Annotated in this window: 21 protein-coding genes; 7 read left to right on the plus strand and 14 right to left on the minus strand. The window is 71.0% G+C overall.

Annotated features, from left to right (window positions below):
- Nucleotides 1-227 precede the first annotated feature (227 nt).
- From ACEN9J_RS18570 to ACEN9J_RS18590, 5 genes are all read left to right on the plus strand, one after another.
- Nucleotides 228-1,376: an MGDG synthase family glycosyltransferase gene (locus ACEN9J_RS18570; RefSeq protein ID WP_093355200.1), complete on the plus strand. Its 1,149-nt coding sequence runs from the start codon at nt 228-230 to the stop codon at nt 1,374-1,376.
- Entirely contained in the window at nt 1,373-1,864 is a 492-nt protein-coding gene (locus ACEN9J_RS18575; protein WP_057593557.1) for a hypothetical protein, read from the plus strand. The genes ACEN9J_RS18570 and ACEN9J_RS18575 overlap by 4 nt, the downstream gene beginning before the upstream one ends.
- Nucleotides 1,861-2,463 carry a dual specificity protein phosphatase family protein gene (locus ACEN9J_RS18580; protein WP_413761730.1) on the plus strand — a complete coding sequence of 201 codons (603 nt, stop codon included), beginning with the start codon at nt 1,861-1,863 and terminating at the stop codon, nt 2,461-2,463. Before ACEN9J_RS18575 ends, ACEN9J_RS18580 begins: the two co-directional genes overlap by 4 nt.
- A gap of 112 nt (nt 2,464-2,575) precedes the next feature.
- Complete coding sequence (locus ACEN9J_RS18585; RefSeq protein WP_057593558.1) at nt 2,576-3,706, plus strand: zinc-binding dehydrogenase; 1,131 nt, start codon at nt 2,576-2,578, stop codon at nt 3,704-3,706.
- A 100-nt stretch (nt 3,707-3,806) separates the two neighbouring features.
- On the plus strand, nt 3,807-5,276 hold the full coding sequence (locus ACEN9J_RS18590; RefSeq protein WP_413761731.1) for an IS1182 family transposase: 1,470 nt from the start codon (nt 3,807-3,809) through the stop codon (nt 5,274-5,276).
- 81 nt (nt 5,277-5,357) lie between these two features.
- On the opposite strand, the gene fusA is transcribed toward ACEN9J_RS18590, so the two are convergent.
- From fusA to ACEN9J_RS18605, 3 genes are all read right to left on the minus strand, one after another.
- Entirely contained in the window at nt 5,358-7,376 is a 2,019-nt protein-coding gene (gene fusA / locus ACEN9J_RS18595; RefSeq protein ID WP_413761732.1) for an elongation factor G, read from the minus strand.
- A gap of 564 nt (nt 7,377-7,940) precedes the next feature.
- Nucleotides 7,941-8,633, minus strand: coding sequence for a two-component system response regulator KdpE (gene kdpE / locus ACEN9J_RS18600; RefSeq protein ID WP_093355193.1), 693 nt, complete (start codon nt 8,631-8,633; stop codon nt 7,941-7,943).
- 5 nt (nt 8,634-8,638) lie between these two features.
- Nucleotides 8,639-11,377 carry a DUF4118 domain-containing protein gene (locus tag ACEN9J_RS18605; RefSeq protein ID WP_261215173.1) on the minus strand — a complete coding sequence of 913 codons (2,739 nt, stop codon included), beginning with the start codon at nt 11,375-11,377 and terminating at the stop codon, nt 8,639-8,641.
- 113 nt (nt 11,378-11,490) lie between these two features.
- Between ACEN9J_RS18605 and ACEN9J_RS18610 the strand changes: the two genes are divergently transcribed.
- Nucleotides 11,491-12,855 (plus strand): MFS transporter, encoded by a 1,365-nt coding sequence (locus tag ACEN9J_RS18610; RefSeq protein WP_413761733.1) that lies wholly within the window; start codon nt 11,491-11,493, stop codon nt 12,853-12,855.
- Nucleotides 12,856-12,890: 35 nt separating this feature from the next.
- Here ACEN9J_RS18610 and ACEN9J_RS18615 read toward each other — a convergent pair whose 3' ends face one another.
- From ACEN9J_RS18615 to rrtA, 8 genes are all read right to left on the minus strand, one after another.
- Nucleotides 12,891-13,028, minus strand: coding sequence for a hypothetical protein (locus tag ACEN9J_RS18615; protein WP_172705584.1), 138 nt, complete (start codon nt 13,026-13,028; stop codon nt 12,891-12,893).
- Complete coding sequence (locus tag ACEN9J_RS18620; protein WP_057593563.1) at nt 13,018-13,401, minus strand: hypothetical protein; 384 nt, start codon at nt 13,399-13,401, stop codon at nt 13,018-13,020. Before ACEN9J_RS18620 ends, ACEN9J_RS18615 begins: the two co-directional genes overlap by 11 nt.
- Nucleotides 13,402-13,429: 28 nt before the next feature.
- Complete coding sequence (gene kdpC / locus ACEN9J_RS18625; protein ID WP_057593564.1) at nt 13,430-14,011, minus strand: potassium-transporting ATPase subunit KdpC; 582 nt, start codon at nt 14,009-14,011, stop codon at nt 13,430-13,432.
- A 12-nt stretch (nt 14,012-14,023) separates the two neighbouring features.
- The gene (kdpB, locus tag ACEN9J_RS18630) at nt 14,024-16,201 is read right to left on the minus strand and encodes a potassium-transporting ATPase subunit KdpB (RefSeq protein ID WP_296732176.1); all 2,178 of its coding nucleotides are present in this window, start codon (nt 16,199-16,201) and stop codon (nt 14,024-14,026) included.
- Nucleotides 16,202-16,214: 13 nt separating this feature from the next.
- Nucleotides 16,215-18,020 carry a potassium-transporting ATPase subunit KdpA gene (kdpA, locus tag ACEN9J_RS18635; RefSeq protein WP_057593566.1) on the minus strand — a complete coding sequence of 602 codons (1,806 nt, stop codon included), beginning with the start codon at nt 18,018-18,020 and terminating at the stop codon, nt 16,215-16,217.
- A gap of 1 nt (nt 18,021) precedes the next feature.
- Nucleotides 18,022-18,120 (minus strand): K(+)-transporting ATPase subunit F, encoded by a 99-nt coding sequence (gene kdpF, locus ACEN9J_RS18640; protein ID WP_057593567.1) that lies wholly within the window; start codon nt 18,118-18,120, stop codon nt 18,022-18,024.
- Nucleotides 18,117-18,239 (minus strand): hypothetical protein, encoded by a 123-nt coding sequence (locus ACEN9J_RS18645; protein ID WP_296732183.1) that lies wholly within the window; start codon nt 18,237-18,239, stop codon nt 18,117-18,119. The genes kdpF and ACEN9J_RS18645 overlap by 4 nt, the downstream gene beginning before the upstream one ends.
- 122 nt (nt 18,240-18,361) lie before the next feature.
- Nucleotides 18,362-18,958 carry a rhombosortase gene (gene rrtA, locus ACEN9J_RS18650; RefSeq protein ID WP_413761734.1) on the minus strand — a complete coding sequence of 199 codons (597 nt, stop codon included), beginning with the start codon at nt 18,956-18,958 and terminating at the stop codon, nt 18,362-18,364.
- Between the two features lie 134 nt (nt 18,959-19,092).
- On the opposite strand from rrtA, the gene ACEN9J_RS18655 reads away from it, so the two are divergent.
- Nucleotides 19,093-21,234: a M14 family zinc carboxypeptidase gene (locus tag ACEN9J_RS18655; protein ID WP_057598248.1), complete on the plus strand. Its 2,142-nt coding sequence runs from the start codon at nt 19,093-19,095 to the stop codon at nt 21,232-21,234.
- 18 nt (nt 21,235-21,252) lie between these two features.
- Here ACEN9J_RS18655 and ACEN9J_RS18660 read toward each other — a convergent pair whose 3' ends face one another.
- From ACEN9J_RS18660 to ACEN9J_RS18670, 3 genes are all read right to left on the minus strand, one after another.
- A complete protein-coding gene (locus ACEN9J_RS18660) occupies nt 21,253-21,654 on the minus strand; it encodes a PaaI family thioesterase (protein WP_057593570.1) in 402 nt (133 codons plus the stop codon).
- Nucleotides 21,655-21,716: 62 nt separating this feature from the next.
- Nucleotides 21,717-22,424, minus strand: a complete 708-nt coding sequence (locus tag ACEN9J_RS18665; protein WP_296732194.1) for a phytanoyl-CoA dioxygenase family protein — start codon at nt 22,422-22,424, stop codon at nt 21,717-21,719.
- A 50-nt stretch (nt 22,425-22,474) separates the two neighbouring features.
- Nucleotides 22,475-23,515, minus strand: a complete 1,041-nt coding sequence (locus ACEN9J_RS18670) for a MerR family transcriptional regulator (RefSeq protein ID WP_413761735.1) — start codon at nt 23,513-23,515, stop codon at nt 22,475-22,477.
- Nucleotides 23,516-23,537 lie beyond the last annotated feature (22 nt).

Below are 23,537 nucleotides of genomic sequence, written 5' to 3' on the forward strand. Positions count from 1 at the left end.
ACTGCCCTGTGCACGAGACGCGCTCTGGTTGTGCGGCCGGTTCTACCGCCGGTGTCCAGGCTCACGTCGATGGTGTGCTCCCCGCAGCGAAATCAAGGAGGAGCCCGAAGGGCGGGGGACATTCGCGGAGGGGAGCACACCGTCGGCGTGAGCCCACCCCGGCGCCCCGGCCCCCGATTCCGCACTGCCACAAGCCCTCGCCATAATCCGCGCAGACCGCCGAACACATGACCAAACTCCTGATCCTCAGCGTGAGCGCGGGCAACGGCCACGTGCGGGCCGCCCAGGCCCTTGCCGCCACCGCCCAATCCCTCAGCCCGCCCTGCCCGGCGGTCCACATCGACGCCATGGCCCACGTGCCCGCGGGCTTTCGCAAGGTCTACACCGACTGGTACATCCAGCTCGTGAACCGCGCGCCCGAGCTCTGGTCGTACCTGCACCAGCGCACCGACGTCACGCCGCACCACGCGCCCTCGCAGCGCATGCGCCGCGGCATCGAGCGGCTGAGCACCGTCGCGCTGGTGCGCGAGATTCGGCGCGAGAAGCCCGATGCGGTGATCTGCACCCACTTCCTGCCGGCCGAGCTGCTGATGCGCGAGCGCAACCGCGGGCGCATCGAGTATCCGGTGTGGCTGCAGGTCACGGACTACGACCTGCACAACATGTGGCTGGTGCCGGGCATGACCGGCTACCTCGCGGCCACCGAGGAGGTCGCGTTCCGGCTGCGCGCGCGCGGCATTCCGCCCGAGCGCATCCACGTCACCGGCATTCCCGTCATGCCCGCCTTCTCCGAACCCGATGCGCTGGAACGCGACGCCTGCGCCGCCGCGCTCGGCCTCGATCCCGCGCGGCCCGTGCTGCTGATGGTCTCGGGCGGCGCCGGCGTGGGCGATCTCTCGAGCATGGTCGAGCGCGTGCTCGCGCTCGGCGCCGGCGACGAACCCGGCGGCCGCTTCCAGGTGATCGCCGTGGCCGGCCGCAATGCCGAGATGCACGGCCGGCTGCAGGCCCTCGCGGCGCGCCATCCGGGCCGCGTGGTGGCCGTCGGTTTCACCAACGAGATGCACAAGCTCATGGCCGCGTCCGACCTCGTCGTCACCAAGCCCGGCGGCCTCACGGTCTCCGAATGCCTCGCGCTCGGCAAGCCCATGCTGCTGATCTCGCCGATCCCCGGGCAGGAGGAGCACAACGCCGGCTTCCTGATGGAGGAAGGCGCGGGCTGGCTTGCCTACGATGCCATCGGCCTCGAGTACAAGGTCGCGCGGCTGATGGCCGATCCGGCCAAGCTCGCCCACATGGCCCAGCGCAGCAAGGCGCTGGGCAAGCCACGGGCCGCGCGCGCGGTGCTCGATCGCGTGCTGGGGCCCTCGGCATGAGCTGGAGAAACGAAGACAAGCCCACCGTGGGCCGAACGCTGGTGTACCTGCTCTGGGTCGTCACCATGGCCTTCTTCTTCGCCAATGCCGAGATCCAGATCGAGGGCGGCGCCGGCTGGGCCACCTCGCTGCCGACCTGGCGCATCGAGAACAGCATCTGGCTCGACATCTTCTGGGGCGGCCGCGCGATGACCGGCTACCACGCCTGGGTCTTCACCTTCATGGCGCTGGTGTTCTTCTCGCCGCTGGCCTTCTCGGGCCGCTGGAAGCTGCGCGACTGGGGCCTCGCGCTCGCGGGCCTGATCGTGTTCTGGGTCTGCGAGGACTTCCTCTGGTTCCTCATCAACCCGGCCTTCGGCTGGGACAACTTCAACCCCACCAAGGCCTTCTGGCACAAGCACTGGATGTGGGGCGCGCCGGTCGATTACTGGGGCGGCCTCGCGGTCGCCGCGCTGATCCTGGTGCGCCGGCACTGGCCGCGCCGATGAGCCGCGCGAACATCGTGCGCCGCATGCGCGAGGCCCGCCGGGCGCAGCGCGAGGCGCAGGCCGCGCCCGTGGAGCGGCCCGGCCACTGGGCCGATCCGCTCGATGCGCTGGGCGTGGAGAACCTGCACCGCCTCACGCCCACGCTCTACCGCAGCGCCCAGCCGCGCGCGAAGGACGTGGCGGCGCTGCGCTCGCTCGGCATCCGCACCGTGGTCAGCCTGCGTTCCTTCAACGACGACCGGGAGGTGTTCGCGGGCAGCGGCATCCGGCTGGTGCGCGTGCCGATCAACACCTGGGACATCGACGACGCGAAGGTGCAGCGCGCGCTGCGCGCGATCCTCGCGGCCGAGCACGACGGGCCGGTGCTGATCCACTGCATGCACGGCGCCGACCGCACCGGTGTCGTCTCCGCCGTCTACCGCATGGCGCTGCAGGGCTGGGACAAGGAGGCCGCGCGCCAGGAGATGCTGCGCGGCGGCTACGGCTACCACACGCTGTGGCGCAACATCCCGCGCTACATCGAGCGCGTGGACCCCGAGAAGATGCGCCACGCGCTGGCCCAGGCACCGGCCGTGCCGGCGGCTCCAGGGCTGTCCTGAACGCGCCAGCAGGCTTCGCGGCCCGCTCCTATACTGGCCCGCGCCGGCCCCGGGCGGCCGGTCGCACCCACCCTCCGCACACGCTTCATCCGCTTCACAAGGGGCATCCGCCATGGCACTCCAACTGCGCTCGCTCGTCCGTTCGAACGGCGAACTCGAACTCTCGCTGCACGACGAACCCATCCCCGAACCGCAGGCCCACGAGGTCGTGATCCGCGTCGAGGCTTCGCCGATGAATCCCTCGGACCTCGGCCTGCTGTTCGGTGCCGCCGACATGGCGACCGCCAAGGCCTCGGGCAGCGCCGAGCGCCCGGTCGTCACCGCCACCGTGCCCGAGCGCGCGCGCCCCGCGATGGCGGGCCGGCTCGACCAGTCGATGCCCGTGGGCAACGAGGGCGCGGGCACGGTCGTGAAGGCCGGTTCGTCGCCCGAGGCCCAGGCCCTGCTCGGCAAGACCGTGGCCGCGATCGGCGGCGCCATGTACTCGCAGTACCGCGCGGTGGCCGTCGCGCAATGCCTCGAGCTGCCCGAAGGCACCGCGCCGGCCGATGGCGCGTCGTGCTTCGTCAATCCGCTGACCTCGCTCGGCATGGTCGAGACCATGAAGCGCGAAGGCCACACCGCGCTGGTCCACACGGCAGCCGCCTCCAACCTCGGCCAGATGCTCAACAAGATCTGCCAGAAGGACGGCATCGCGCTCGTCAACATCGTGCGCAAGCCCGAGCAGGAAGCGCTGCTGCGCGGCCTCGGCGCCAAGTACGTCTGCAACGCCGCCTCGCCCACCTTCCTCGACGATCTCACGCAGGCCCTGGTCGAGACCGGCGCCACCCTGGCCTTCGACGCCACCGGCGGCGGCAAGCTCGCGGGCCAGATCCTCGGCTGCATGGAAGCGGCGCTCAACCGCACCGCCAAGGAGTACAGCCGCTACGGCTCGACCACGCACAAGCAGGTCTACATCTACGGCGGCCTCGACCGCGGCCCGACCGAGTTCGTGCGCAACTTCGGCATGGCCTGGGGCATGGGCGGCTGGCTGCTGTTCCCGTTCCTGCAGAAGCTCGGCGCCGAAGGCACGCAGCGGCTGCGCGCACGCGTGGTGGCCGAGCTCAAGACCACCTTCGCGAGCCGCTACACGCGCGAGGTCTCGCTGACCGAGGCGCTGCAGCTCGATGCGATCGGCGTCTACGGCAAGCAGGCGACGGGCGAGAAGTTCCTGCTCAATCCCAACAAGGGCATCGCGGCCTGAGATAGACAAAAAAAGGGCGACCCTCGCGGGTCGCCCTCAGATTGCTGACAAACCCCAAGCCCTCGCCCCCGGCGAGGGCTTTGTGCTTTTAAATGGCGGGATGCTCAAGAGCCCCACCCCCGCGCAGCAAGAACTCGAGATGGTGACGCTGGAGATGCTGGTGCCGCAGGACCACTTGCTGCGCAAGATCGAAGCGGCGATCGATTTCGAGTTCATCCGGGCCAAGGTCGCTCACCTGTACTGCGCCGACAACGGCCGCCCGGCGCTCGATCCGGTCGTGATGTTCAAGCTGCTGCTGGTGGGCTACTTGTTCGGCGTACGCAGCGAGCGGCAGCTGATGCGCGAAGTGCAGGTCAACGTGGCCTACCGCTGGTTTGCCGGCTTTCGCCTGACCGACAAGGTCCCCGACGCTTCCACCTTCTCGCAGAACCGGCGCCGCCGCTACAGCGACACCACCGTGTACCAGGAGATCTTCGACGAGATCGTGCGCCAGGCCATCGGCCACGGCATGGTCGATGGCCGGGTGCTGTACACCGACAGCACCCACCTGAAGGCCAACGCCAACAAGAACAAGTTCGACCTCGTGCAGGTCCAGCAGACACCCTCGGCCTACCTGGGAGCGCTGGACGCGGCGGTCGATGCGGATCGCGCCGCGCAGGGCAAGAAGCCCTTGAAGCGTGATGACGACGATACCCCGCCGCCGAGCAAGGAAGTCAAGCGCAGCCGCACCGATCCCGACAGCGGCTTCATGGTGCGCGACGACAAGCCTCGAGGCTTCTTCTACCTGGACCACCGCACGGTCGACGCCAAGCACGCCATCATCACCGACACCCACGTCACGCCGGCCTCGGTGCACGACAGCCAGCCGTACCTGGGGCGGCTGGACCATCAGCGAGAGCGCTTCGGCCTGCAGGTGCAGGCCGTGGGCCTGGATGCGGGCTACTTCACACCGGCGATCTGCCAGGGACTGGAGACGCGTGGCATCGCCGGGGTAATGGGCTACCGCACGCCGACCCACAAGCCGGGCACCTTCTACAAGCGCCAGTACGAATACGACCGCTACCGCGACGAGTATGTCTGCCCGGCGGGGCAGGCGCTGGCGTACAGCACGACCAGCCGGGTGGGCTATCGCGAGTACAAGTCCGATCCGGCAATCTGCCGACGCTGCGAGCTGCGCGGGCAGTGCACGAGCAGCGCCAATGCGGTGAAGGTGGTGGTGCGCCACGTCTGGGAGTGGGCCAAGGAGCGGGTGGACACCAGGCGTCTGACCGAAGAGGGCAAGCGCCTGTATGCGCGGCGCAAGGAGACGGTGGAGCGCAGCTTCGCCGATGCCAAGCAGCTGCACGGGCATCGCTACGCACGCATGCGAGGGCTGCGCAAGGTGGCCGAGCAGTGCTTGCTGGCGGCGGCTGCGCAGAACATCAAGAAGATCGCGCTGCTGCTGGCGCGTCTGAGGGCGCTTTTACGTCATCGCAGGCGCGTTCTGACTGCGCAACAGCGCATCCAGGCCTGCTCGGACCTCGTTGCAGCTCGATGGGGCGAGCGCCGCGCAGAAATCGGCTTCGCTTGAAAGACAAAACCCCATGTTCCGGAAAACATGGGGTTCGTCAGCAGCCTGAGGGCGACCCTCGCGGGTCGCCCTCTGGGGCCGTCAGCTCTTCACGAGCCCGGCCATCTCGCCCGCGGGCACCACGGCGTAGTGGTCGAACTGCATCGCGTACTGCGCGCGGCCCGAGGACAGCGCGCGCAGGTTGCCGATGTAGCCGAACATCCGCGCCAGCGGCACATGGGCCTCGACCACGATTGCGTTGCCGCGCATCGCCTGGCCGCGCACCATGCCGCGCCGCCGGTGCAGGTCGCCGATGCAGTCGCCCACGTGCTCGGCGGGCGTGGTCACTTCCACGGCCATCACCGGCTCGAGCAACTGCCCCCCGGCCTGCGCCGCCGCTTCGCGGAAGGCCGCGGCGGCCGCGAACTCGAAGGCCATCGCCGACGAGTCGCGTTCATGGTGGCTGCCATCGAGCAGCGTGACCACGAAGTCCACGCAGGGATAGCCGGCCAGCACGCCCGACTGCGCGGCACGGCGGATGCCGGCCTCGATCGCGGGGATGAACTCGCGCGGGATCGCGCCGCCCACCACCCGGTTCTCGAACGCGATGCCTTCGCCGCGCCCGCGCGGGGCGATGCGCAGCTTCAGCTCCGCGAACTGGCCCTGGCCGCCGTTCTGTTTCCTGTGCACATGGTGCACCTCCGTTTCCTTCGATACCGTTTCACGGCAGGCGACCTGGGGCCGTCCTACCGACACTTCGACGCCGAAGCGCTCGCGCAGCTTCTCGATCGAGACCTCGAGCTGCAGCTCGCCCATGCCCGACACGATGGTCTGGCCCGACTCGGCGTCCTGCCGCAGCCGCAGGCTCGGGTCCTCGCGCAGCAGCACCTGCAGCGCCTTCGCCAGCGCCTGCTGGTCGGCCTGCGCCCTCGGCTCGATCGCGACGTGGAGCACGGGCTCGGGCACGCCGATCTGTTCGAGCTGCACCGGATGCTGCCGGTCGCACAGCGTGTGGCCGGTCAACGTGTCCTTCAGCCCGACGATGCCGGCGATGTCGCCGGCCACCAGTTCGTCGCGTTCGATGCGGTCGCCCGCCTGCACCTCGTACAGCCGTGCCGCGCGCTCGATGCGGCCGGTGGTGGCGTCGAGCAGGCTGTCGCCGCGCCGCAAGCGGCCGCTGTAGACACGCACGAACACCATCGCGCCGTGGTCGTCGCTCGCCACCTTGAACGCCAGCGCCGCGAACGGCGCGCGCGGATCGCAGGGCAGCGCCACCTCGCCGGGCTTCGGCAGCCAGTCGACGATGGCGTCGAGCAGCGGTTCCACGCCGCGGTTGCGGAAGGCCGAGCCCGCGAGCACGGGCACGAAGGCACCGGCCAGCACGCCCTTGCGGATGCAAGCGCGCAGCACCTCGGCCGGCAGCTCCTCGCCGTTCAGGTAGGCCCCCATCGCGGCCTCGTCCTGCTCGACGGCAAGCTCCACCAGCCGCGCGCGTTGTTGCAACACGGTGGCCATCAGCTCGGCGGGCACCTCGGTCACGCGGTACGGCCGGCTCGCATCGTCGAGGTCCCAGACCAGCGCGCGCAGGCCCAGCAGGTCGACCACGCCGCGGAAGTCGCCTTCCGCGCCGATCGGCCACTGCACCGCCACGGCCTTCACGCCCAGGCGTTCTTCCATCATCGCGACCACGCGCGGGAAGTCCGCGCCCAGGCGGTCGAGCTTGTTGACGAAGGCGATGCGCGGCACGCGATAGCGGTCCGCGAGGCGCCAGTTGGTCTCGGTCTGCGGCTCCACGCCGGCCACGCCGTCGAACACGACCACGGCCCCGTCGAGCACGCGCAGCGAGCGGTTCACCTCGATGTTGAAATCGATGTGGCCCGGCGTGTCGATCAGGTTGATCTGGGTCGCGTTCCACTGCAGCGTGATGGCGGCGCTGCTGATGGTGATGCCGCGCTTGCGCTCCTGCGCATCGAAGTCCATGCGCGCGGTGCCGCGGCTCACGTCGCCGATGCGATGGCTCTCGCCGGCGTAGAACAGGATGCGTTCGGTGGTGGTGGTCTTGCCGGCATCGACGTGGGCAATGATGCCGATGTTGCGCAGGTTCCTGGGTGTGTGGGTCATGGCGAATCTTTCTTTCTCTGGCTCGAAGCACGGCTTCGAGCGCCTGGTGGGCATGTGCCAACCCCAGGCGGAAAGGATTCGCCTGAGGGCTAGCGACGAACGGTGTCGTGCAATCTGCTGATGCGGCGGCCGGAGCCCGGGCGCACGGAAGCCACGCTCCGGCGGAGGCGAATCGTGGCGATCAGCTTGTCGTAGGTACGCATGGCGATGAAGAAGTGAGAGGCGGAAAAGACAAAACCCCGGAGGACGGGCCTGCCGGGGTTTTCAGTACCGGAAGGCGCAACGCCTTCCGAACGCGATCGAAGGCGATGTCAGGTGGCGGTGAGGCCGGCTTCGATGGCTTGGGTGAATTTCATGGTGGGGCGGATTGTGGGTGTGCTCTTCAATCAAGACAAGCCTTGTTGAATGCGCGTGTTGGGACGACACCACGACGCATCGGGACGGGCTCACGCCGACGGGGTACTCCCCTCCGCGAATGTCCCCCGCCTTCGGCTCCTCCTTTATTTCGCTGCGGGGAGTACCCGCTGTCCTGTGCACGCGCCCCCACCCGTCATCGACAAGGAGCTACACGACCAGCCGATACCCCACCGCAGTCTCGGTCAACAGATGCCGCGGCTGCGCCGGATCGTCCTCGAGCTTCTGCCGCAGATGCCCCATGTAGATCCGCAGGTAGTGGCTCTGGTCCGTGTGCGACGGCCCCCAGACCTCGCGCAGCAACTGGCGCTGCGTCAGCACGCGCCCCGCGTTCGCGGCCAGCACCGACAGCAGCCGGTACTCGGTCGGCGTGAGATGCACCTCGGCACCCGCGCGGCGCACGATGCGCGCGGCGCGGTCGAGCTCGATCTCGCCGAAGCGGAACAGTGCCTCGGGCACCTCCTCGCTGCTGGCCGCGCGCGGGCGCCGCAGGTTGGCGCGCACGCGCGCGAGCAGTTCGCCGGTGCCGAAGGGCTTGGTCAGGTAGTCGTCGGCGCCGGCGTCGAGCGCGGCGATCTTGTCGGCCTCGTCGCTGCGCGCCGACAGCACGATGATCGGCACCGCCGACCAGCCGCGCACGTCGCGGATCAACGAGACGCCGTCGCCGTCGGGCAGGCCCAGGTCGAGCACCAGCAGGTCGGGCTGGCGCGTGCCGGCCGCGGCGAGGCCGTCGCGCAGCGTGCCGGCCTCGTGCACCAGCCAGCCCTCGGCCTCGAGCGCGCCGCGCACGAAGCGGCGGATCTGCGGCTCGTCCTCGATCACGATGGCGGTGGGGGCAGGCATGGGAGTCAGAGCGGCGCTTCGGCCGGTTCGGGCGGCTCCCGGCGCGGGAGCGTGACCGTGAATTCTGCACCGCCGCCGCGCGCGTTGGCGGCCACGATCTCGCCGCCATGGGCGCTCACCACCGCCTTGCAGATCGCCAGGCCCAGCCCCACGCCCGGCGTGGCCGACTCGACCTCGCCGCGCGTGAACTTGTCGAACAGCTTCTGCTCGTGGCCCAGCAGCGCCGCGGGCAGGCCCGGGCCGTGGTCGCGCACGCTCAGCACCAGCGTGCCGGGCTCGGCGCGCGCGCCCACCACGATCGGCGGCGCGCCGTACTTGGTGGCGTTCTCGAGCAGGTTCACCAGCACGCGCTCGATCAGCACCGCGTCGAACTCGACCAGCGGCAGCCCGGCATCGAGCGCGGTCTGGACCACGGTGGCGCCGAGCGCGGTGCGCGCCGCGCGGATGGCCGAGCCCACCACCTCCTCGACCGACTGCCAGTCGCGCCGCAGGTTGACCGCGCCGCCCGCGATGCCGCTCTCGAGCCGCGCCATGTCGAGCAGGTTGTTGACCAGCGCATGCAGCTCGTGCGCCTGCGCGACGATCGCGCGCGCCGCCTCGGCGTGTTCTTCCGCCGGCAAGGTCTGCAGCGATTCGGCCAGCGCGATCAGCGCGGTCAGCGGCGTGCGCACGTCGTGCGAGATCGCGCCCAGCAGCGCGTTGCGCAGCCGCTCCGATTCGATCTCGACCACCGCCTGCTGCGCCACCTCCACGTAGTGCACGCGCTCGAGCGCGATCGCGATCTGCCGCGCCAGCGTGTCGAGCTGCTGCGCCTGCTCGGGGATCAGCAGCCAGCGCGGCTGCGCCGGTTCGAGCGCGAGCACGCCGCGCACGCGCATCGGCGCCTGCAGCGGCACGTAGTGCCAGGGTTGCGCGGCCAGGGTGGCGGTGGCGAGGCCCGCGCTCTGGCCATGGCGGAAGGCCCAGTCGGCCACCTGCGCGTCGAAGCCCGGCGGCGGATCGGCCGGCGCCACCAGCTGGTCGGCGGCATCGGTCACCAGCACCAGCGCATGGCCGCCGAAGTGGCCCTGCACCGCGGCCGCGCCGAGCGCGACCACCTGCGTGCTCTCGAGCGCGGCCGAGAGCTCGCGCGTGAGCTCGAACAGCGAGCGCGCGCGGCGCTCGCGGCTGGTCGACACGCCGGCCGCGAAGCGCAGCCCGGCCGTGAGCTGGCCCACCAGCAGGCCCACGCCCAGCATGATCGCGAAGGTCAGCACGTACTGCACGTCGCTGACCGCGAACGACAGCCGCGGCGGCACGAAGAAATAGTCGAAGGCCGCGACGTTGAGCAGCGCCGCCAGCGCCGAGGGCCCGCGCCCGAAGCGCATCGCCACGCCCACCACGCCGAGCAGGAACAGCATCACGATGTTCGACAGCTCGAGCACGCCGGTCAGCGGCGTGCACAGCAGCGTGAGCGCCACGCTGGTGGCCGCGGCCCAGGCATAGCCGGGCCAGTGGATCGGCGCCTGCTCGTGGTCGTCGCTGTCGATGCGCGCCCCCGCCACGCCCAGCGGCGAGCGCGACAGCCGGCGCGCGCTGTCGGCGCGGCCCACCTCGAGGATGTCGAGCGCGGGTGCCAGCTGCGCGAGCGCGCGCGCCAGCGGCACCCGCGCCGCCATCCACGGGCGGCGCCAGCCGGTCGCGGGCTCGGCGCGCCCGAGCACCAGCGTCGCGCAGTTGAGCCGGCGCGCCTGCTCGGCGAGCTGCGCGGCCACGTCGTCGCCGGTCAGCACCGCGGTGGCAGCGCCCAGTTCCTCGGCCAGCTTCAGCACCGCGAGGATGCGGTCGCGCTCGGCCGCGGCCAGCCGCTGCAGCCGCGGCGTCTCGACATACACGGCATGCCAGCGCACGTTGAGCTGGCCCGCGAGCCGCGCCGCGGTGCGCACCGTCTGCGCCGCGCCCTCGTGCGGGCCGACGCACGCGAGGATCGCGCCCGAGGTGTGCCAGGCCTGCAGGCCGGTGCCCGGGCCCGACTGCTCGACGCGCCAGCCGCGCACGTCGTCCTCCACGTGCTCGGCGGTGCGGCGCAACGCGATCTCGCGCAGCGCGATCAGGTTGCCCTTGCGGAAGAAGTTCTGCGCCGCGCGCTCGGCCTGCTGCGGCAGGTAGACCTTGCCGGCCGCGAGCCGCGCCGTGAGCTCGTCGGGCGTGACGTCGACCAGCACCACCTCGTCGGCCTCGTCGAGCACCGAGTCGGGCACGGTCTCGTGCACCCGCACGCCGGTGATGGCGCCGACCGTGCCGTTGAGGCTCTCGAGGTGCTGCACGTTGAGCGCCGACCAGACCTCGATGCCCGCGGCCAGCAGCTCCTGCACGTCCTGCCAGCGCTTGGCATGGCGCGAGCCGGGCGCGTTGGTGTGGGCCAGTTCGTCGACCAGCAGCACCGCGGGCCGGCGCGCCAGCGCTGCATCGAGGTCGAACTCGGCCAGCGTGCGGCCGCGGTAGGCGATCTCGCGCAGCGGCAGGGCATCGAGCCCCGCCAGCAGCGCCGCGGTCTCGCCGCGGCCATGGGTCTCGACCACGCCGATCAGCACGTCGCGCCCGGCCTTGCGCTCGCGCTGCGCGGCGCTCAGCATGGCCCAGGTCTTGCCCACGCCGGCGCTGGCGCCGAAGTAGATGCGCAGCTTGCCGCGCCGCGCGCGCGCCTCGTCGCTGCGCAGCTGGGCGATCAGCGCGTCGGGGTCGGGGCGGGACAGCTCGCTCATCGGGAGCGCAGGTTAGCGCATCGCCCCGCGCACCGACGCTTCGGTGCGCGCCGAAGCATGGCGACGCCGGCTTCGCACAATGGGCCGTCTGGTTCCAAGAAGGCTGTTCCCCCATGAACGACAGACATCCCGACCGCCCGGCCGCGCCGCGCCGCGGCCTCGCCCTGCTCACGCTGTGCCTTGCGGTCCTGGTGGCGCAGGTCGACATGGCCGTGGTCAACCTCGGCACCCGGCCGATCGGCGAGCACTTCCGCGCCGGCGTGACCGCCCTGCAATGGGTGGTCGACGGCTACAACCTCGCCTACGCGGTGCTGCTGCTCACCGGCGGCCTGCTGGCCGACCTGTACGGACGGCGCCGGATCTTCATGCTCGGTGCGGCCGTCTTCACGGGTGCCACCGTGCTGTGCGCCGCGGCCACTTCGGTCTGGATGCTGGTCGCGGGCCGCGCGCTGGCCGGCCTGGGCGCCGCGCTGCTGATGCCGGCCTCGCTCGCGATCGTGCGCGTGGTGTGGCAGGACGCGCGCGAGCGCGGCCGCGTGCTCGGCATCTGGGCCGCCTGCAACGGCCTGGCGATGGCCATCGGCGCGCCGCTGGGCGGCGTGCTGATCCACCGCTTCGGCTGGCGCGGCATCTTCCTCGCGGTGCTGCCGTTCAGCCTCGCCGCGCTGCTGCTGGCACGGCCCTCGATCCCCGAGTCGTCCGATCCGCGCGGGCGCAGCCTCGACGCGGGCGCGCAGCTCGCCGGTGGCCTCGCGCTCGGCGCGCTCGCCTTCGCGGCGATCGAGTCGCACGAGGCGCCGCGGGTCGCGATCGCGGCGCTGGCGGTCGCGCTGGCGGCGTTCGTGCTGTTCGTGCGCATCGAAGGCCGGCGCGGCGCGACCGCGCTGGTGCCGCTCGACCTGTTCGGCCTGCCCGCCTTCCGCGCCGCGATGATCGCCACCGCCGGCATGACCTTCGGCATGTACGGCCTGCTGTTCCTGCTGCCGCTGCACTGGCAGCAGGCGGGCCTGCTCGACGCCACGCGGGCCGGCCTCGCGCTGATCCCGATGGCGTTGCTGTTCGTCGCGCTGTCGCCGTTCAGCGGCCGCATCGTGGCGCGGCTCGGTGCGCGCGCGGTCAGCTGCGCGGGCGTGGCGGTCATCGCCGGCGGGCTGCTGCTGGTGGCGCTGGGCGCGGGCCACGCGTCCATCGCCTGGGCCGAGGCCGGACTGGCGCTCGCGGGCCTCGGCATGGGACTGGCCACCGGGCCGCTGATGGCCGAGGCCGTGGGCGCGGTCGATGCCGCGCGCTCGGGCACCGCGGGCTCGCTGATCAATGTCGCGCGCATCGCGGGCGCGACGATCGGCGTCGCCGCGCTGGGTGCGTTCTATGCCATGGCGGGCGGCGGCGCCGCGGGCCTGCGCTGCGCGATGCTCGCGGGCGCGGCGGTGCAGGCCGGCTGCGCCGCCAGCGCGTGGCGCACCGCGCGGCCGCGCTGAACCGGCAGCGGACATCGGTCGCGCAAGCGGCCACATCAACGGGAAGCTCCGTTCTTGCGCCGGGCACGATGCTCGTGGCGCCGCGCCGTGCGCGACAGCACCAGCCAGGCGAAGCCCAGCGGCACGAACAGCGCCGCCAGCGCGAGCAGCGCATGGAGCCAGTCAGTGGCCATGGCGCAGTCCGCAGCGCGCGAGATGTTCGCGCCAGCTCACCAGCCGGCCGATCTCGCCCGAGGGCACGCATTCGATCAACCGGTGCAGCACCTCGGCGTAGCTGCGCATCGGCAGGCGGATCATCAGCCGCACGCAGGGCGCGTCGCTCTCCTGCGAGCTGCAACCGTGCAGCAGCGGCTCGCAGCGCACCACGCCGGCATCGGCGCAGCCCGCGAGGCTGCGGCGCACGCGCAGCGCGTCGGCGCAACTCACGGTGACGTCGAGCACATGGAAGCTGTCGGCGGCCGTCCTGCGGGCGGCCGCGATCGCGGCACCGGCCGCGGCGGGACTTCGGAAATACACGGGATGTTCGCGATAAGCGGCGTAGGCCATACAGGTCTCCTTTGCCTGGGTCCGGGGTTCAGCGCTTGTCGAGCGCGAGGTTCAGCGCCAGCACGTTCACGCGCGGCTCGCCGAGCAGCCCCCACAGCGGCTGCTGGGTCTGGCGATCGATCAGCGCGTTGACTTCCCCCAGCGGCAGGCCGCGCTCGCGCGCGACGCGCGGTGCCTGGTAGCGCGCCGCGGCCGGGCTGATGTCGGGGTCGAGGCCGCTGCCCGAGGCCGTCACCAGGTCGACCGGCACCGGCGCGGTGTTGCCCGGGTCGGCCGCGCGCAGCGCTTCCACGCGCGCCTTCACGGCGTCGGTCAGGGCCGGGTTCAGCGGGCCCTGGTTCGCGCCCCCCGAGGCGCTGGCGTTGTAGGGCTGCGGCGCGGTGGCCGAGGGGCGGCCCCAGAAGTGCCTGGGGTCGCTGAAGTTCTGGCCGATCAGCTTCGAGCCGACGGTGGTGCCGTCGAGCACGATCAGGCTGCCGGCCGCCTGCGCGGGGAAGGCTGCCTTGGCGGCGCCGGTGACGGCCATCGGATAGATCAGGCCGGTGAGCGCGCTCAGCAGCGCGAAGACGACGATGGCGGGGCGGACGATGCCGCCGGTGGTGTTGCTCATGATGGGGACTCCTCAGACCAGGTGGACTGCCACCAGCAGCCAGTCGATCAGCTTGATGCCGATGAAGGGAACGAGCAGGCCGCCCAGGCCGTAGATGGCGAGGTTGCGGCGCAGCAGCGCGGCGGCGCCCACCGGCCGGTAGCGCACGCCCTTGAGCGCCAGCGGGATCAGGAACACGATCACCAGCGCGTTGAAGATCACCGCCGACAGGATGGCCGACGACGGGCTCGCGAGGCGCATCACGTTGAGCGCCGCGAGCTGCGGATAGGTCGAGACGAAGATCGCGGGAATGATCGCGAAGTACTTCGCCACGTCGTTGGCGATCGAGAAGGTGGTCAGCGAACCGCGCGTCATCAGGAGCGCCTTGCCGGTCTCCACCACCTCGAGCAGCTTGGTCGGGTTCGAGTCCAGGTCGACCATGTTGCCGGCCTCCTTCGCGGCCTGGGTGCCGCTGCCCATGGCCACCGCCACGTCGGCCTGCGCGAGCGCGGGCGCGTCGTTGGTGCCGTCGCCGGTCATCGCGACCAGCCGGCCCTCGGCCTGGTACTTGCGGATCAGCGCCAGCTTGTCCTCGGGCGTGGCCTCGGCCAGGAAGTCGTCCACGCCGGCCTCGGCCGCGATCGCGGCGGCGGTGAGCTTGTTGTCGCCGGTGATCATCACCGTCTTGATGCCCATGCGGCGCAGCTCGGCGAAGCGCTCCTTGATGCCGGTCTTCACGATGTCCTTGAGCTCGACGATGCCGAGCACGCGGTCGCGCTCGGCCACCGCCAGCGGCGTGCTGCCGCGGCGCGAGGCCTCCTCGGCGGCGCGCAGCAGCTCGGGCGCCATCGTGCCGCCGAGCGCCTCGACGTGCCGGCGCACCGCCTCGACCGCGCCCTTGCGCAGCACGATGGGATCGGTGTCCAGGCTGTTCGGCGCGGCCGGCAGGTCGACGCCGCTCATGCGGGTCTGCGCGGTGAAGGCCACGAAACGAGCCCCCACGCTCGCCACTGCGTGTGCTTCGCTGCCCCCCGAGGGGGCGGCTTCGCCTCGGGACGGCCCGTCGGCGAAGCGCGCGTTCTCGACCGGCGCGGGTTCCAGCCCGTCGCGGCGCGCGAGCTCCACGATGCTGCGGCCCTCGGGCGTCTCGTCGGCCAGCGAGGCCAGCATGGCGGCGCGCGCGAGCCGTGCCTTGGTGACGCCGGGCGCCGGCAGGAAGGCGCTGGCCTGGCGGTTGCCGTGCGTGATGGTGCCGGTCTTGTCGAGCAGCAGCACGTCGACGTCGCCGGCGGCTTCCACCGCGCGGCCCGAGGTCGCGATCACGTTGGCCTGCATCATGCGGCTCATGCCCGCCACGCCCACGGCCGACAGCAGGCCGCCGATGGTGGTGGGGATCAGGCACACCAGCAGCGCGACCAGCGCGGTCAGCGAGACCACCGTGCCGGCGCCCGCGGCTTCCACGCTGAACACCGAGAACGGCAGCAACGTGACCGTGACCATCAGGAACACCAGCGTGAGCGCCACCAGCAGGATGGTCAGCGCGATCTCGTTGGGCGTCTTCTGGCGGCGCGCGGCCTCGACCATGCCGATCATGCGGTCGAGGAAGGACTCGCCCGGGTTCACCGCGATGCGCACCACCAGCCAGTCGGACAGCACGCGGGTGCCGCCGGTCACGGCCGAGAAGTCGCCGCCCGATTCGCGCACCACCGGTGCCGATTCGCCGGTGATGGCGCTCTCGTCGACCGAGGCCACGCCCTCGATCACCTCGCCGTCGAGCGGGACCACGTCGCCGGCCTCGACCAGCACCACGTCGCCCTTGCGCAGGTTGGGCGCCTGCTCCGGGAGCCACTTCGCATCGCGCTGCGGCTCGGCCAGCTTCTTGGCCCAGGTGTCCTTGCGCAGGCCGCGCAGCGAGGCGGCCTGGGCCTTGCTGCGGCCCTCGGCCAGCGCCTCGGCGAAGTTGGCGAACAGCACCGTGAACCAGAGCCACACGGTGACCGCGAGCACGAAGGTCGGCGACATGCCGGTGTCGCCCGGGAAGCTCAGCGTGTGGATCCACAGCAGCGTGGTGAGGATGCTCCCGATGTAGACGATGAACATCACCGGGTTGCGCCACTGGGTGCGCGGGTTCAGCTTGGCGAAGGCGCCGCGCAGCGCGGGGCGCACCAATGCCGCGTCGAACAGCGACAGGGAAGTCTTGGTTGGGGTCATGGCGTGCTCCTCCTTACTTCCAGAGCACCAGGTGCTCGACGATCGGCCCGAGGGCCAGCGCCGGCACGTAATTGAGCAGGCCGACCAGCAGCACGGTGCCGATCAGCAGGGAAACGAACAGCGGCCCGTGCGTGGGCAGCGTGCCGGCCGTGACCGGCAGGCGCTTCTTGGCGGCCAGCGAACCCGCGATGGCGAGCACCGGCACGATCATCGCGAAGCGGCCGAACCACATCGCCAGGCCCAGCAGCGCGTTGTAGAAGGGCGTGTTGGCCGACAGGCCCGCGAAGGCGCTGCCGTTGTTGTTGGCGGCCGAGGTCAGCGCATAGAGGATCTCGGAGAAGCCGTGCGCGCCGGGGTTGGCGATGCCGGCCTTGCCCGCGCCCGAGGCCACCGCGATGGCGGTGCCCACGAGCACCAGGATCGGCGTCACCAGGATCGCGATCGACAGCAGCTTCATCTCGCGCACCTCGATCTTCTTGCCGAGGTACTCGGGCGTGCGGCCGATCATCAGCCCGGCGATGAACACCGCGAGCATCGCGAAGATCAGCATGCCGTACAGGCCCGAGCCGACGCCGCCGAACACCACCTCGCCGAGCTGCATCAGCACCAGCGGCACCAGGCCGCCGATGGGCGTCAGCGAGTCGTGCATGAGGTTGACCGCGCCGCACGAGGCGGCCGTGGTCACGGCGGCGAACAGCGCCGAGGCATCGATGCCGAAGCGCACCTCCTTGCCTTCCATGTAGCCGCCCGACTGCAGCGCGCCCGCGGCCTGGTCGACGCCCAGCGGCGCGAGCAGCGGGTTGCCGCCCTGCTCGGCCGACGTGAGCACCGCCACCGCGACCACGAACATGACCGCCATCGCCGCGAACACCGCCCAGCCCTGGCGCATGTCTCCCACCACGCGGCCGAAGGTGAAGCACAGCGCGGCCGGGATCAGGAAGATCGCGAGCATCTGCAGCAGGTTCGACAGCGCGGTCGGGTTCTCGTAGGGATGCGCCGAGTTGGCGTTGAAGAAGCCGCCGCCATTGGTGCCGACCATCTTGATCGCCTCCTGCGAGGCGACCGGGCCCATGGCCAGCGTCTGCGTCGCGGTGGTGGCGTCCTCCATCACCGGCGCGCCCTTGTCGTCCTTCAGCGGCTGGCCGTCGGGGCCGGCCTTGGGCTGCTGGAACGCGGTCGTCTCGAGCGTGTCGACGGCCTTGTACGCGTCGAAGTTCTGGATCACGCCCTGGCCCACCAGCGCCACCGCCAGCACGAAGGAGATCGGCACCAGCACCCACAGCGTGATGCGCACGATGTCGGCCCAGAAGTTGCCGACCAGGCCGCGGCCCTGGCCCTCGCCGCGGCGCGCGAAGCCGCGCACCAGCGCGAACGCCACCGCGATGCCGGTCGCGGCCGACACGAAGTTCTGCACCGTGAGGCCGAGCATCTGCGTGAGGTAGCTCATCGTCGACTCGCCCGCGTAGCCTTGCCAGTTGGTGTTGGCGACGAAGCTCACGGCGGTGTTGAAGGCCGAGTCGGGCGACACCGCGCCCATGCCGGCCGGGTTGAGCGGCAGCAGGCCCTGCAGCCGCTGCAGGCCGTAGACCACGATCGCGCCGACCGTGTTGAAGGCCAGCAGCGCCAGCGCATAGACGCGCCAGCTCATCGACTGCGCCGGCGCCACGCCGGCCAGCTTGTAGAAGGGGGACTCCACGCGCGCCATCCAGCGCGGCACGCGTTCGTTGCACAGCGCCGCGAGGAAGCGGCCGACCGGCCAGGCCAGCAGCAGCAGCAGCGCGAAGAAGAGGGCCAGCAGGCCCCAGGCGGAACCCGTCATTTCAGAATTCCTCGGCGCAGATCAGCGCGAAGACCAGGTAGGCGAACAGCACCACGGCGATCAGCGCGCCGAAGCCGTAGAGGACGTCGAGGCCGATCACGATGCCTCTCCCTCTTTCGCCGCCGGCGGGTTCGGTCCCTCGAGCCGGTTCAGCCCGACGACCATGGCCGCCACCACGACCCACAGCGCCAGCAAGGCGCCCATCCAGACGATGTCCATGCATCACTCCTGCTATCAAAAAGATGAATGGCAGTCTCGGCAGATGCGCGTCAAAACGGGGGAAAGAGTCGGTGGGGGGCCGTAAAGAATGCGTAAAAACGCCCGCGCGGGGCGGCTTCGGATCAGGCGCTGGAGCGGCCGCGCAGCGCCTGTGCGAGAACCAGCAGCACGGCGCAGGCCGCGCCATAGAGATGCGCCTGCACCAGCACCTCGCCGCCGATCAATGCACGCTGGGCCTCGGTGGGCTCGCTCCACAGCTGCCAGCCGATGCGGACCACGACCACCGCCAGCGCGACGCGGGCCACCAGGTCGCCGCGCCAGGCCTGCGGCGCGAGCACCCAGACGAACAGGCCATAGAGCACGCCCGACAGCCCCGCGTAGTCAGCGACCCGGGGCGATGCCACCAGCAGCAGGGCGCTCACGCCGAGCGCCAGCGCGACGAAGGCGCCGGCCCAGGCGCGCGCGCCGGCGCGGTCCTTCGCGAACGCCGCGCACAGGGCCAGCCCGCCGAGGTTCAGCAGGCAATGCATCCAGCCGAGGTGCACCAGGTGCGCCGTGAGCAAACGCCAGAGCTGCCCGCCGAGCACGGCCGGACGCTCGTAGCGCAGCGCCTCGTACACCGGTTCGCCGCCCGCCTGCAGCGCGAGCATCAGGCACGCAAGCACCAGGGGGCCGCGCCAGCGCGCGGGCACCGGCGAGGAGGACGGCGGGTCTTGCATGCGCGGCAGTGTATCGGCGCGACTTGCACAGCCTGCCCGCGCGCGAAATCCGGGTAATCACTATCGAACCCCGGCGGAGGGGCCTTCAAGCTGTGGTCGGCCAATTTTTGTTCAACAAAACAAGGGGAATTGTCATGAGGATCAGTCATCGCATCTCACGTCCCGCGCAATGGTCCATCGCGCTCGCGGCCGCCCTCGTGGCCGGCCATCCGGTGTCGGCGCAGTCGCCCGACACCGCCGACTGGGTTCAGGTCTATTCGATCGTCGTGCCCTACTCCAACGACAACGATCTCAACGCCCTGACCCGGCTGCTGGACCATGCCTACGTGGACCAGAAGGCCCGTACGGTGTCGGCGGAGGTCGGCCCGGGCGAACTGGCGCAGCTGCGGATGCTGGGCCTTCCCGTGCAGATCAACGAGGCCGAGACGGCCCGGATCCGCGACTACATCACCAAGGGCGTGGGCAAGCAGGCCTCGCCCGCACCGGACACCACGCCGGGCACGAAGAAGATCTCCGACGGCGGTTCGCACGCGGCCTGCTACCGCACCGTGGGGCAGGTCTACACCAGCTTCGACGAGCTGGCCGCCAAGTACCCGAAGCTGGTGAAGGTGCAGACCCTCGGCAAGACCTGGATGGGCGGGCAGTACCAGAAGCCCGGCACGGACTCCGACAACAACGCCAATTCGTCCTGGGTCAACCTGCTGGTCAAGTACCTGCCCGCGAGCGTTCTCAACACCTTCAACCTGAGCCTGTTTCCCACCGAGCCCTACCCGATCCGCGTGATCGTGGCCGGCAACTTCGAGAAGCAGGACGCGCAGGCGGCCAAGCCGCCGAACATGGTCTGGACCGGCGGCATCCACGCGCGCGAATACGCCCCGCAGGAAGTCGGCATGAAGTACATCGAGTGGCTGCTCGACAACTACGAGACCGACGCGAACGCCCGCATGATGCTGGACAGCAACCGCTACCACTTCATCGTCCACAACCCCGACGGCCGCTCGATCGCCGAGCAGCAGATCACGGCCCGGCAGCGCAAGAACACCAACTACGCCACGGCGGCCTGCAGCACGGTGCGCAGCGGCGGGGTCGACCTGAACCGCAACTACCCCTTCGGCTGGCGCACGGGCGGGCCCGGTGCTTCCGACAACCAGTGCGCCGAGGACTACCGCGGCACCGCGGCCGTCTCCGAGCCCGAGACGCAGGTGGTGCTCGACTACGTGCGCGGCAGCTGGAACCAGGCGGCCTGCAAGTGGGAGGGCGGCGCGCTGCCCGACGGCCGGCCCAAGAGCGCGACCTATTGCAACGCGCAGAACCGCGACAACGGCGGTGCCGGCGAATTCGACTGGAAGACCGGCGCCGACGAGAACTACGGCGGCGGGGTGTTCATCGACCTGCACAGCGCGGCACGCGCCATCCTCTGGTCCTGGGGCGTGCGGCGCTCCGAGAACGAGAACAACATCCAGACGCCCAACAACCTCGGGCTGGCCACCATCGCGCAGCGCATGGCCTATCACAACAAGTACTCGGCGCAGCAGGTGCTGGGCTACGACACCGAGGGCACGACCAAGGACGCCATCTACGGCTACCTGGGCGCGCCTTCGTACACGGTGGAGATGGGCCGCTCCTTCTACGAGAGCTGCGACAACTTCAACAAGGAGGTCTATCCCGAGAACTTCAACGGCTTCCACTACCTGAGCCGCGTGTTGTACCGGCCCTACCAGCTGCCGCAGGGACCGGACACGGTCGACGTGAAGATCGACGCCGAGGCCGTGCAGGTGGGCGCGAAGGCGCAAGTCACCGCGACCGTGGACGACAACCGCTACCTCTATTCGAAGCCCGGGCAGTCGGACATTCCGGCGCCGCCGGTCCCGGTCGTCAAGAAGATCAAGACCGCGCTGGCCTATGTCGGCAAGCTGCCGTGGGAGGCCGGCGCGGTCGGCATCCCGCTGGCGCTCTCGGCCTCGGACCAGGCCAGCCCCGGCTTCGAGGAAGCGACCCGGACCGCGAGCGGCATGCTCGACACCACGGGCCTCGCGCCGGGCCGCCACATGGTCTACGTGCAGGGCATCAACGAGGACGACAAGCCCGGCTCGGTGTCGGCCGCGTTCCTGAACGTCAAGGCCGCGCCCGGGGTCACACCGGAGCAACCCGAGCAGCCGGTGATGCCGATCGCGTTCCCCTTCCGCAAGAGCGGGGGGGCGCTGGACCTGGTCGACCTGGCGCTGGCCGCGCTCGGCGTGGCGGGCCTGGTGGCCGCGCGCCGGCGTCGTCGCTGATCGCGCGAGGCAAGCGGGTCAGGCGCCTCGCCGGACCAGCTTGCCCGTGGACGAGGCGCGCGCGATCAGCCGGCCGTCGAGCGCCCAGAGGTCGGCCTCGAGGAACACCACGCTGCGGCCCCAGCGCAGGATGCGCGCCTCGGCCTCGAAGCTGGCGACGTCGGCCCGGTCGAGGAACGAGATCTTGAGCTCGAGGCTCGCGAGGCCGGCCTCGGCGTCCTTCGCGTTCACCGCGAAGGCCATCGCGCAATCGAGCCATGCGGTGACCAGCCCGCCCTGCACCACCGTGCCGTTGCTGTGCGCGAACTCGGGCCGCGCCACGAAACGCACGCGCGCGAGGCCGGCCTCGGCATCGCTGCGCAGCAGCTGCGAAAAGCCGATGGTGTGCATCAGCGCGCTCGGGAATTTTTCGTTATCCATGCAGGAATTTTCGCGTGGCCGGTGCGCCGCGCCATGACGCCTCGGCGTCTTGTCGCGGCGCGTCAGGTGCCGAAGATGCAGCGCGTGGTCGCCATCATCCGCGGCTGCCTCGTCGCGTTGACCGAGGGCGTGTGCAGCACGCGCATGTCCATCAGGAACACGTCGCCGGCGCGGCCGCACATCTCGACGATGGCCAGGCCCTGCTCGCCCAGGCGGCGCTCCAGGTCCATCGGGTCCTTGAGCAGCTCGCGCAGCGCGGGTTGCGAATCCGAGGCCGGCCGACGCGTGTCGATGCGGTGCGAGCCCGCGAGCGCGAGCGTGGCGCCGCCATGCGGTGCCACGTCGTCGATCAGGAAGAAGGCCTGCACGCCGGGCAGCGGATCCTGCGGCCGCGCCGCGAGGTCCACATGCCAGTTCAGGGCCTGCAGGGTCCAGTCGCCTTGCCCTGGCGGCGACAGCAGCAGCTGCGTGCCCTGGGGGCCCGCCGCGGGCGGCGACGCGAGGCCGCCGAGCTCGGCGACGAGATCGAGCAGCGCCGGCGTGACCAGGGCTTCATGCAGGCCGGGCACGTTGACGAGCGCGGAGAGCTTGCCGATCTGCTGGAACAGCGGCAGGCGCCGCACCGCGCCCATCCCGCCCTTGGCGCCAGCCATGCGCTTGAGTTCGTCGCGCAGCTTCTCGCGCAGCGGGGCCACGCGGGACTTCGGGTGGAAGCCTTCGAGGTGGAGACAGCCGTGGGTCTTGAAACGATCGATCTGCGTGGGGCTCATGGAAGCATCGGGAGCAACTGCCGCCAGTGGAACACGCTGGCGGCCCGGAGTCAGCCGGCGGGATCCGACACCGTCGGCCGCCACGCGATCACGCCCTGCGTGCGCGCGCGCACCTCGGGTGTCGCGAGGCAGGTGGCGACGGCCTCGTAACCGGGTGCGCCTTCGAACGGCGCGACATAGGTCGGCGGGCTGTGATTCGCCGGGCACAGCAGGATCGACTCGAGCGCGCCGACCGCCGCGAGATCGAGGAAGGCACTGGAGCGCGTGAGCAGGAACAGCGGCCGCGCCCCGGCGCCGCGGCGGCGCAGATGGGCGATCAGCGCTTCCTGGGTCGCGTGGTCGAGGCCCTGTTCCACCATGTCGACGACGATGGCGGCTGGGCCTTCGGCTTCGAGGCCGGCCAGCAGCGCGACCAGGGCTTCGGATCCGGTGGCACCGTCCTCCACGAGCCAGGCCAGCGCGGCATCGACGCGCGCGCGCAGGCCGGCGTCCTCGCGCAACCGCGTGGCGGTGGCATCGCCCTCGGCGCGGTCCAGCGGCAGGAAGACCGCGCCCGGAAAACGTTCGGCGATGCGCAGCGCGAGCCGCGTCTTGCCGCTGCCCAGCGGGCCGACGATGTGGTTGATGGGCCGGATGTCGTTGAGCGCGAAGCGTTCGCCGCCCCAGGGCCAGGGCAGCTCGAATTCGAGCGCGGGTCGGGTGTCGGGCTGCAGCAGGCGCGCGAGTTCGCCGGGCGCGGGCAGGCGTCCGCGCGCGAGTTCGTCGCGCAGGCCGCGCACTCTGTCCAGCGTGGCGTCGAGCTCTCGCGCCTTGGCTTCGAGCGCCGCCTGATGCGCCGCCAGGGCTGGTGCCAGGCCTTGCGCGTCGCCCTGGAGCACGCGCGCCACCTGCGCGAGGCTCAGGCCCAGCGCGCGCAGCGCGACGATCTCGGTGGCACGCGCCATCTCGGCGGGCCCGTAGGAACGCCAGCCGGCCACCGTGCGCGCCGGCACCAGCAGGCCGCGCTGCTCGTACAGCCGCAGGGCCTTGGCGGACACGCCGAGCCGGCGCGCGGCCTCGGACGGGTTCAGGAAACGGGACGAAGGGTTCACGGAATCACCTCGGTTTTGCTGC

This window comes from Variovorax sp. Varisp41 (assembly GCF_047325085.1).
Taxonomy (GTDB): Bacteria; Pseudomonadota; Gammaproteobacteria; order Burkholderiales; family Burkholderiaceae_C; genus Variovorax.

Coding starts and splice junctions, on each gene's coding strand:
- ACEN9J_RS18570 (WP_093355200.1), top strand. CDS start 228: ATGACCAAACTCCTGATCCTCAGCGTGAGCGCGGGCAACGGCCACGTG.
- ACEN9J_RS18575 (WP_057593557.1), top strand. CDS start 1,373: ATGAGCTGGAGAAACGAAGACAAGCCCACCGTGGGCCGAACGCTGGTG.
- ACEN9J_RS18580 (WP_413761730.1), top strand. CDS start 1,861: ATGAGCCGCGCGAACATCGTGCGCCGCATGCGCGAGGCCCGCCGGGCG.
- ACEN9J_RS18585 (WP_057593558.1), top strand. CDS start 2,576: ATGGCACTCCAACTGCGCTCGCTCGTCCGTTCGAACGGCGAACTCGAA.
- ACEN9J_RS18590 (WP_413761731.1), top strand. CDS start 3,807: ATGCTCAAGAGCCCCACCCCCGCGCAGCAAGAACTCGAGATGGTGACG.
- fusA (WP_413761732.1), bottom strand. CDS start 7,376: ATGACCCACACACCCAGGAACCTGCGCAACATCGGCATCATTGCCCAC.
- kdpE (WP_093355193.1), bottom strand. CDS start 8,633: ATGCCTGCCCCCACCGCCATCGTGATCGAGGACGAGCCGCAGATCCGC.
- ACEN9J_RS18605 (WP_261215173.1), bottom strand. CDS start 11,377: ATGAGCGAGCTGTCCCGCCCCGACCCCGACGCGCTGATCGCCCAGCTG.
- ACEN9J_RS18610 (WP_413761733.1), top strand. CDS start 11,491: ATGAACGACAGACATCCCGACCGCCCGGCCGCGCCGCGCCGCGGCCTC.
- ACEN9J_RS18615 (WP_172705584.1), bottom strand. CDS start 13,028: ATGGCCACTGACTGGCTCCATGCGCTGCTCGCGCTGGCGGCGCTGTTC.
- ACEN9J_RS18620 (WP_057593563.1), bottom strand. CDS start 13,401: ATGGCCTACGCCGCTTATCGCGAACATCCCGTGTATTTCCGAAGTCCC.
- kdpC (WP_057593564.1), bottom strand. CDS start 14,011: ATGAGCAACACCACCGGCGGCATCGTCCGCCCCGCCATCGTCGTCTTC.
- kdpB (WP_296732176.1), bottom strand. CDS start 16,201: ATGACCCCAACCAAGACTTCCCTGTCGCTGTTCGACGCGGCATTGGTG.
- kdpA (WP_057593566.1), bottom strand. CDS start 18,020: ATGACGGGTTCCGCCTGGGGCCTGCTGGCCCTCTTCTTCGCGCTGCTG.
- ACEN9J_RS18645 (WP_296732183.1), bottom strand. CDS start 18,239: ATGGACATCGTCTGGATGGGCGCCTTGCTGGCGCTGTGGGTCGTGGTG.
- rrtA (WP_413761734.1), bottom strand. CDS start 18,958: ATGCAAGACCCGCCGTCCTCCTCGCCGGTGCCCGCGCGCTGGCGCGGC.
- ACEN9J_RS18655 (WP_057598248.1), top strand. CDS start 19,093: ATGAGGATCAGTCATCGCATCTCACGTCCCGCGCAATGGTCCATCGCG.
- ACEN9J_RS18660 (WP_057593570.1), bottom strand. CDS start 21,654: ATGGATAACGAAAAATTCCCGAGCGCGCTGATGCACACCATCGGCTTT.
- ACEN9J_RS18665 (WP_296732194.1), bottom strand. CDS start 22,424: ATGAGCCCCACGCAGATCGATCGTTTCAAGACCCACGGCTGTCTCCAC.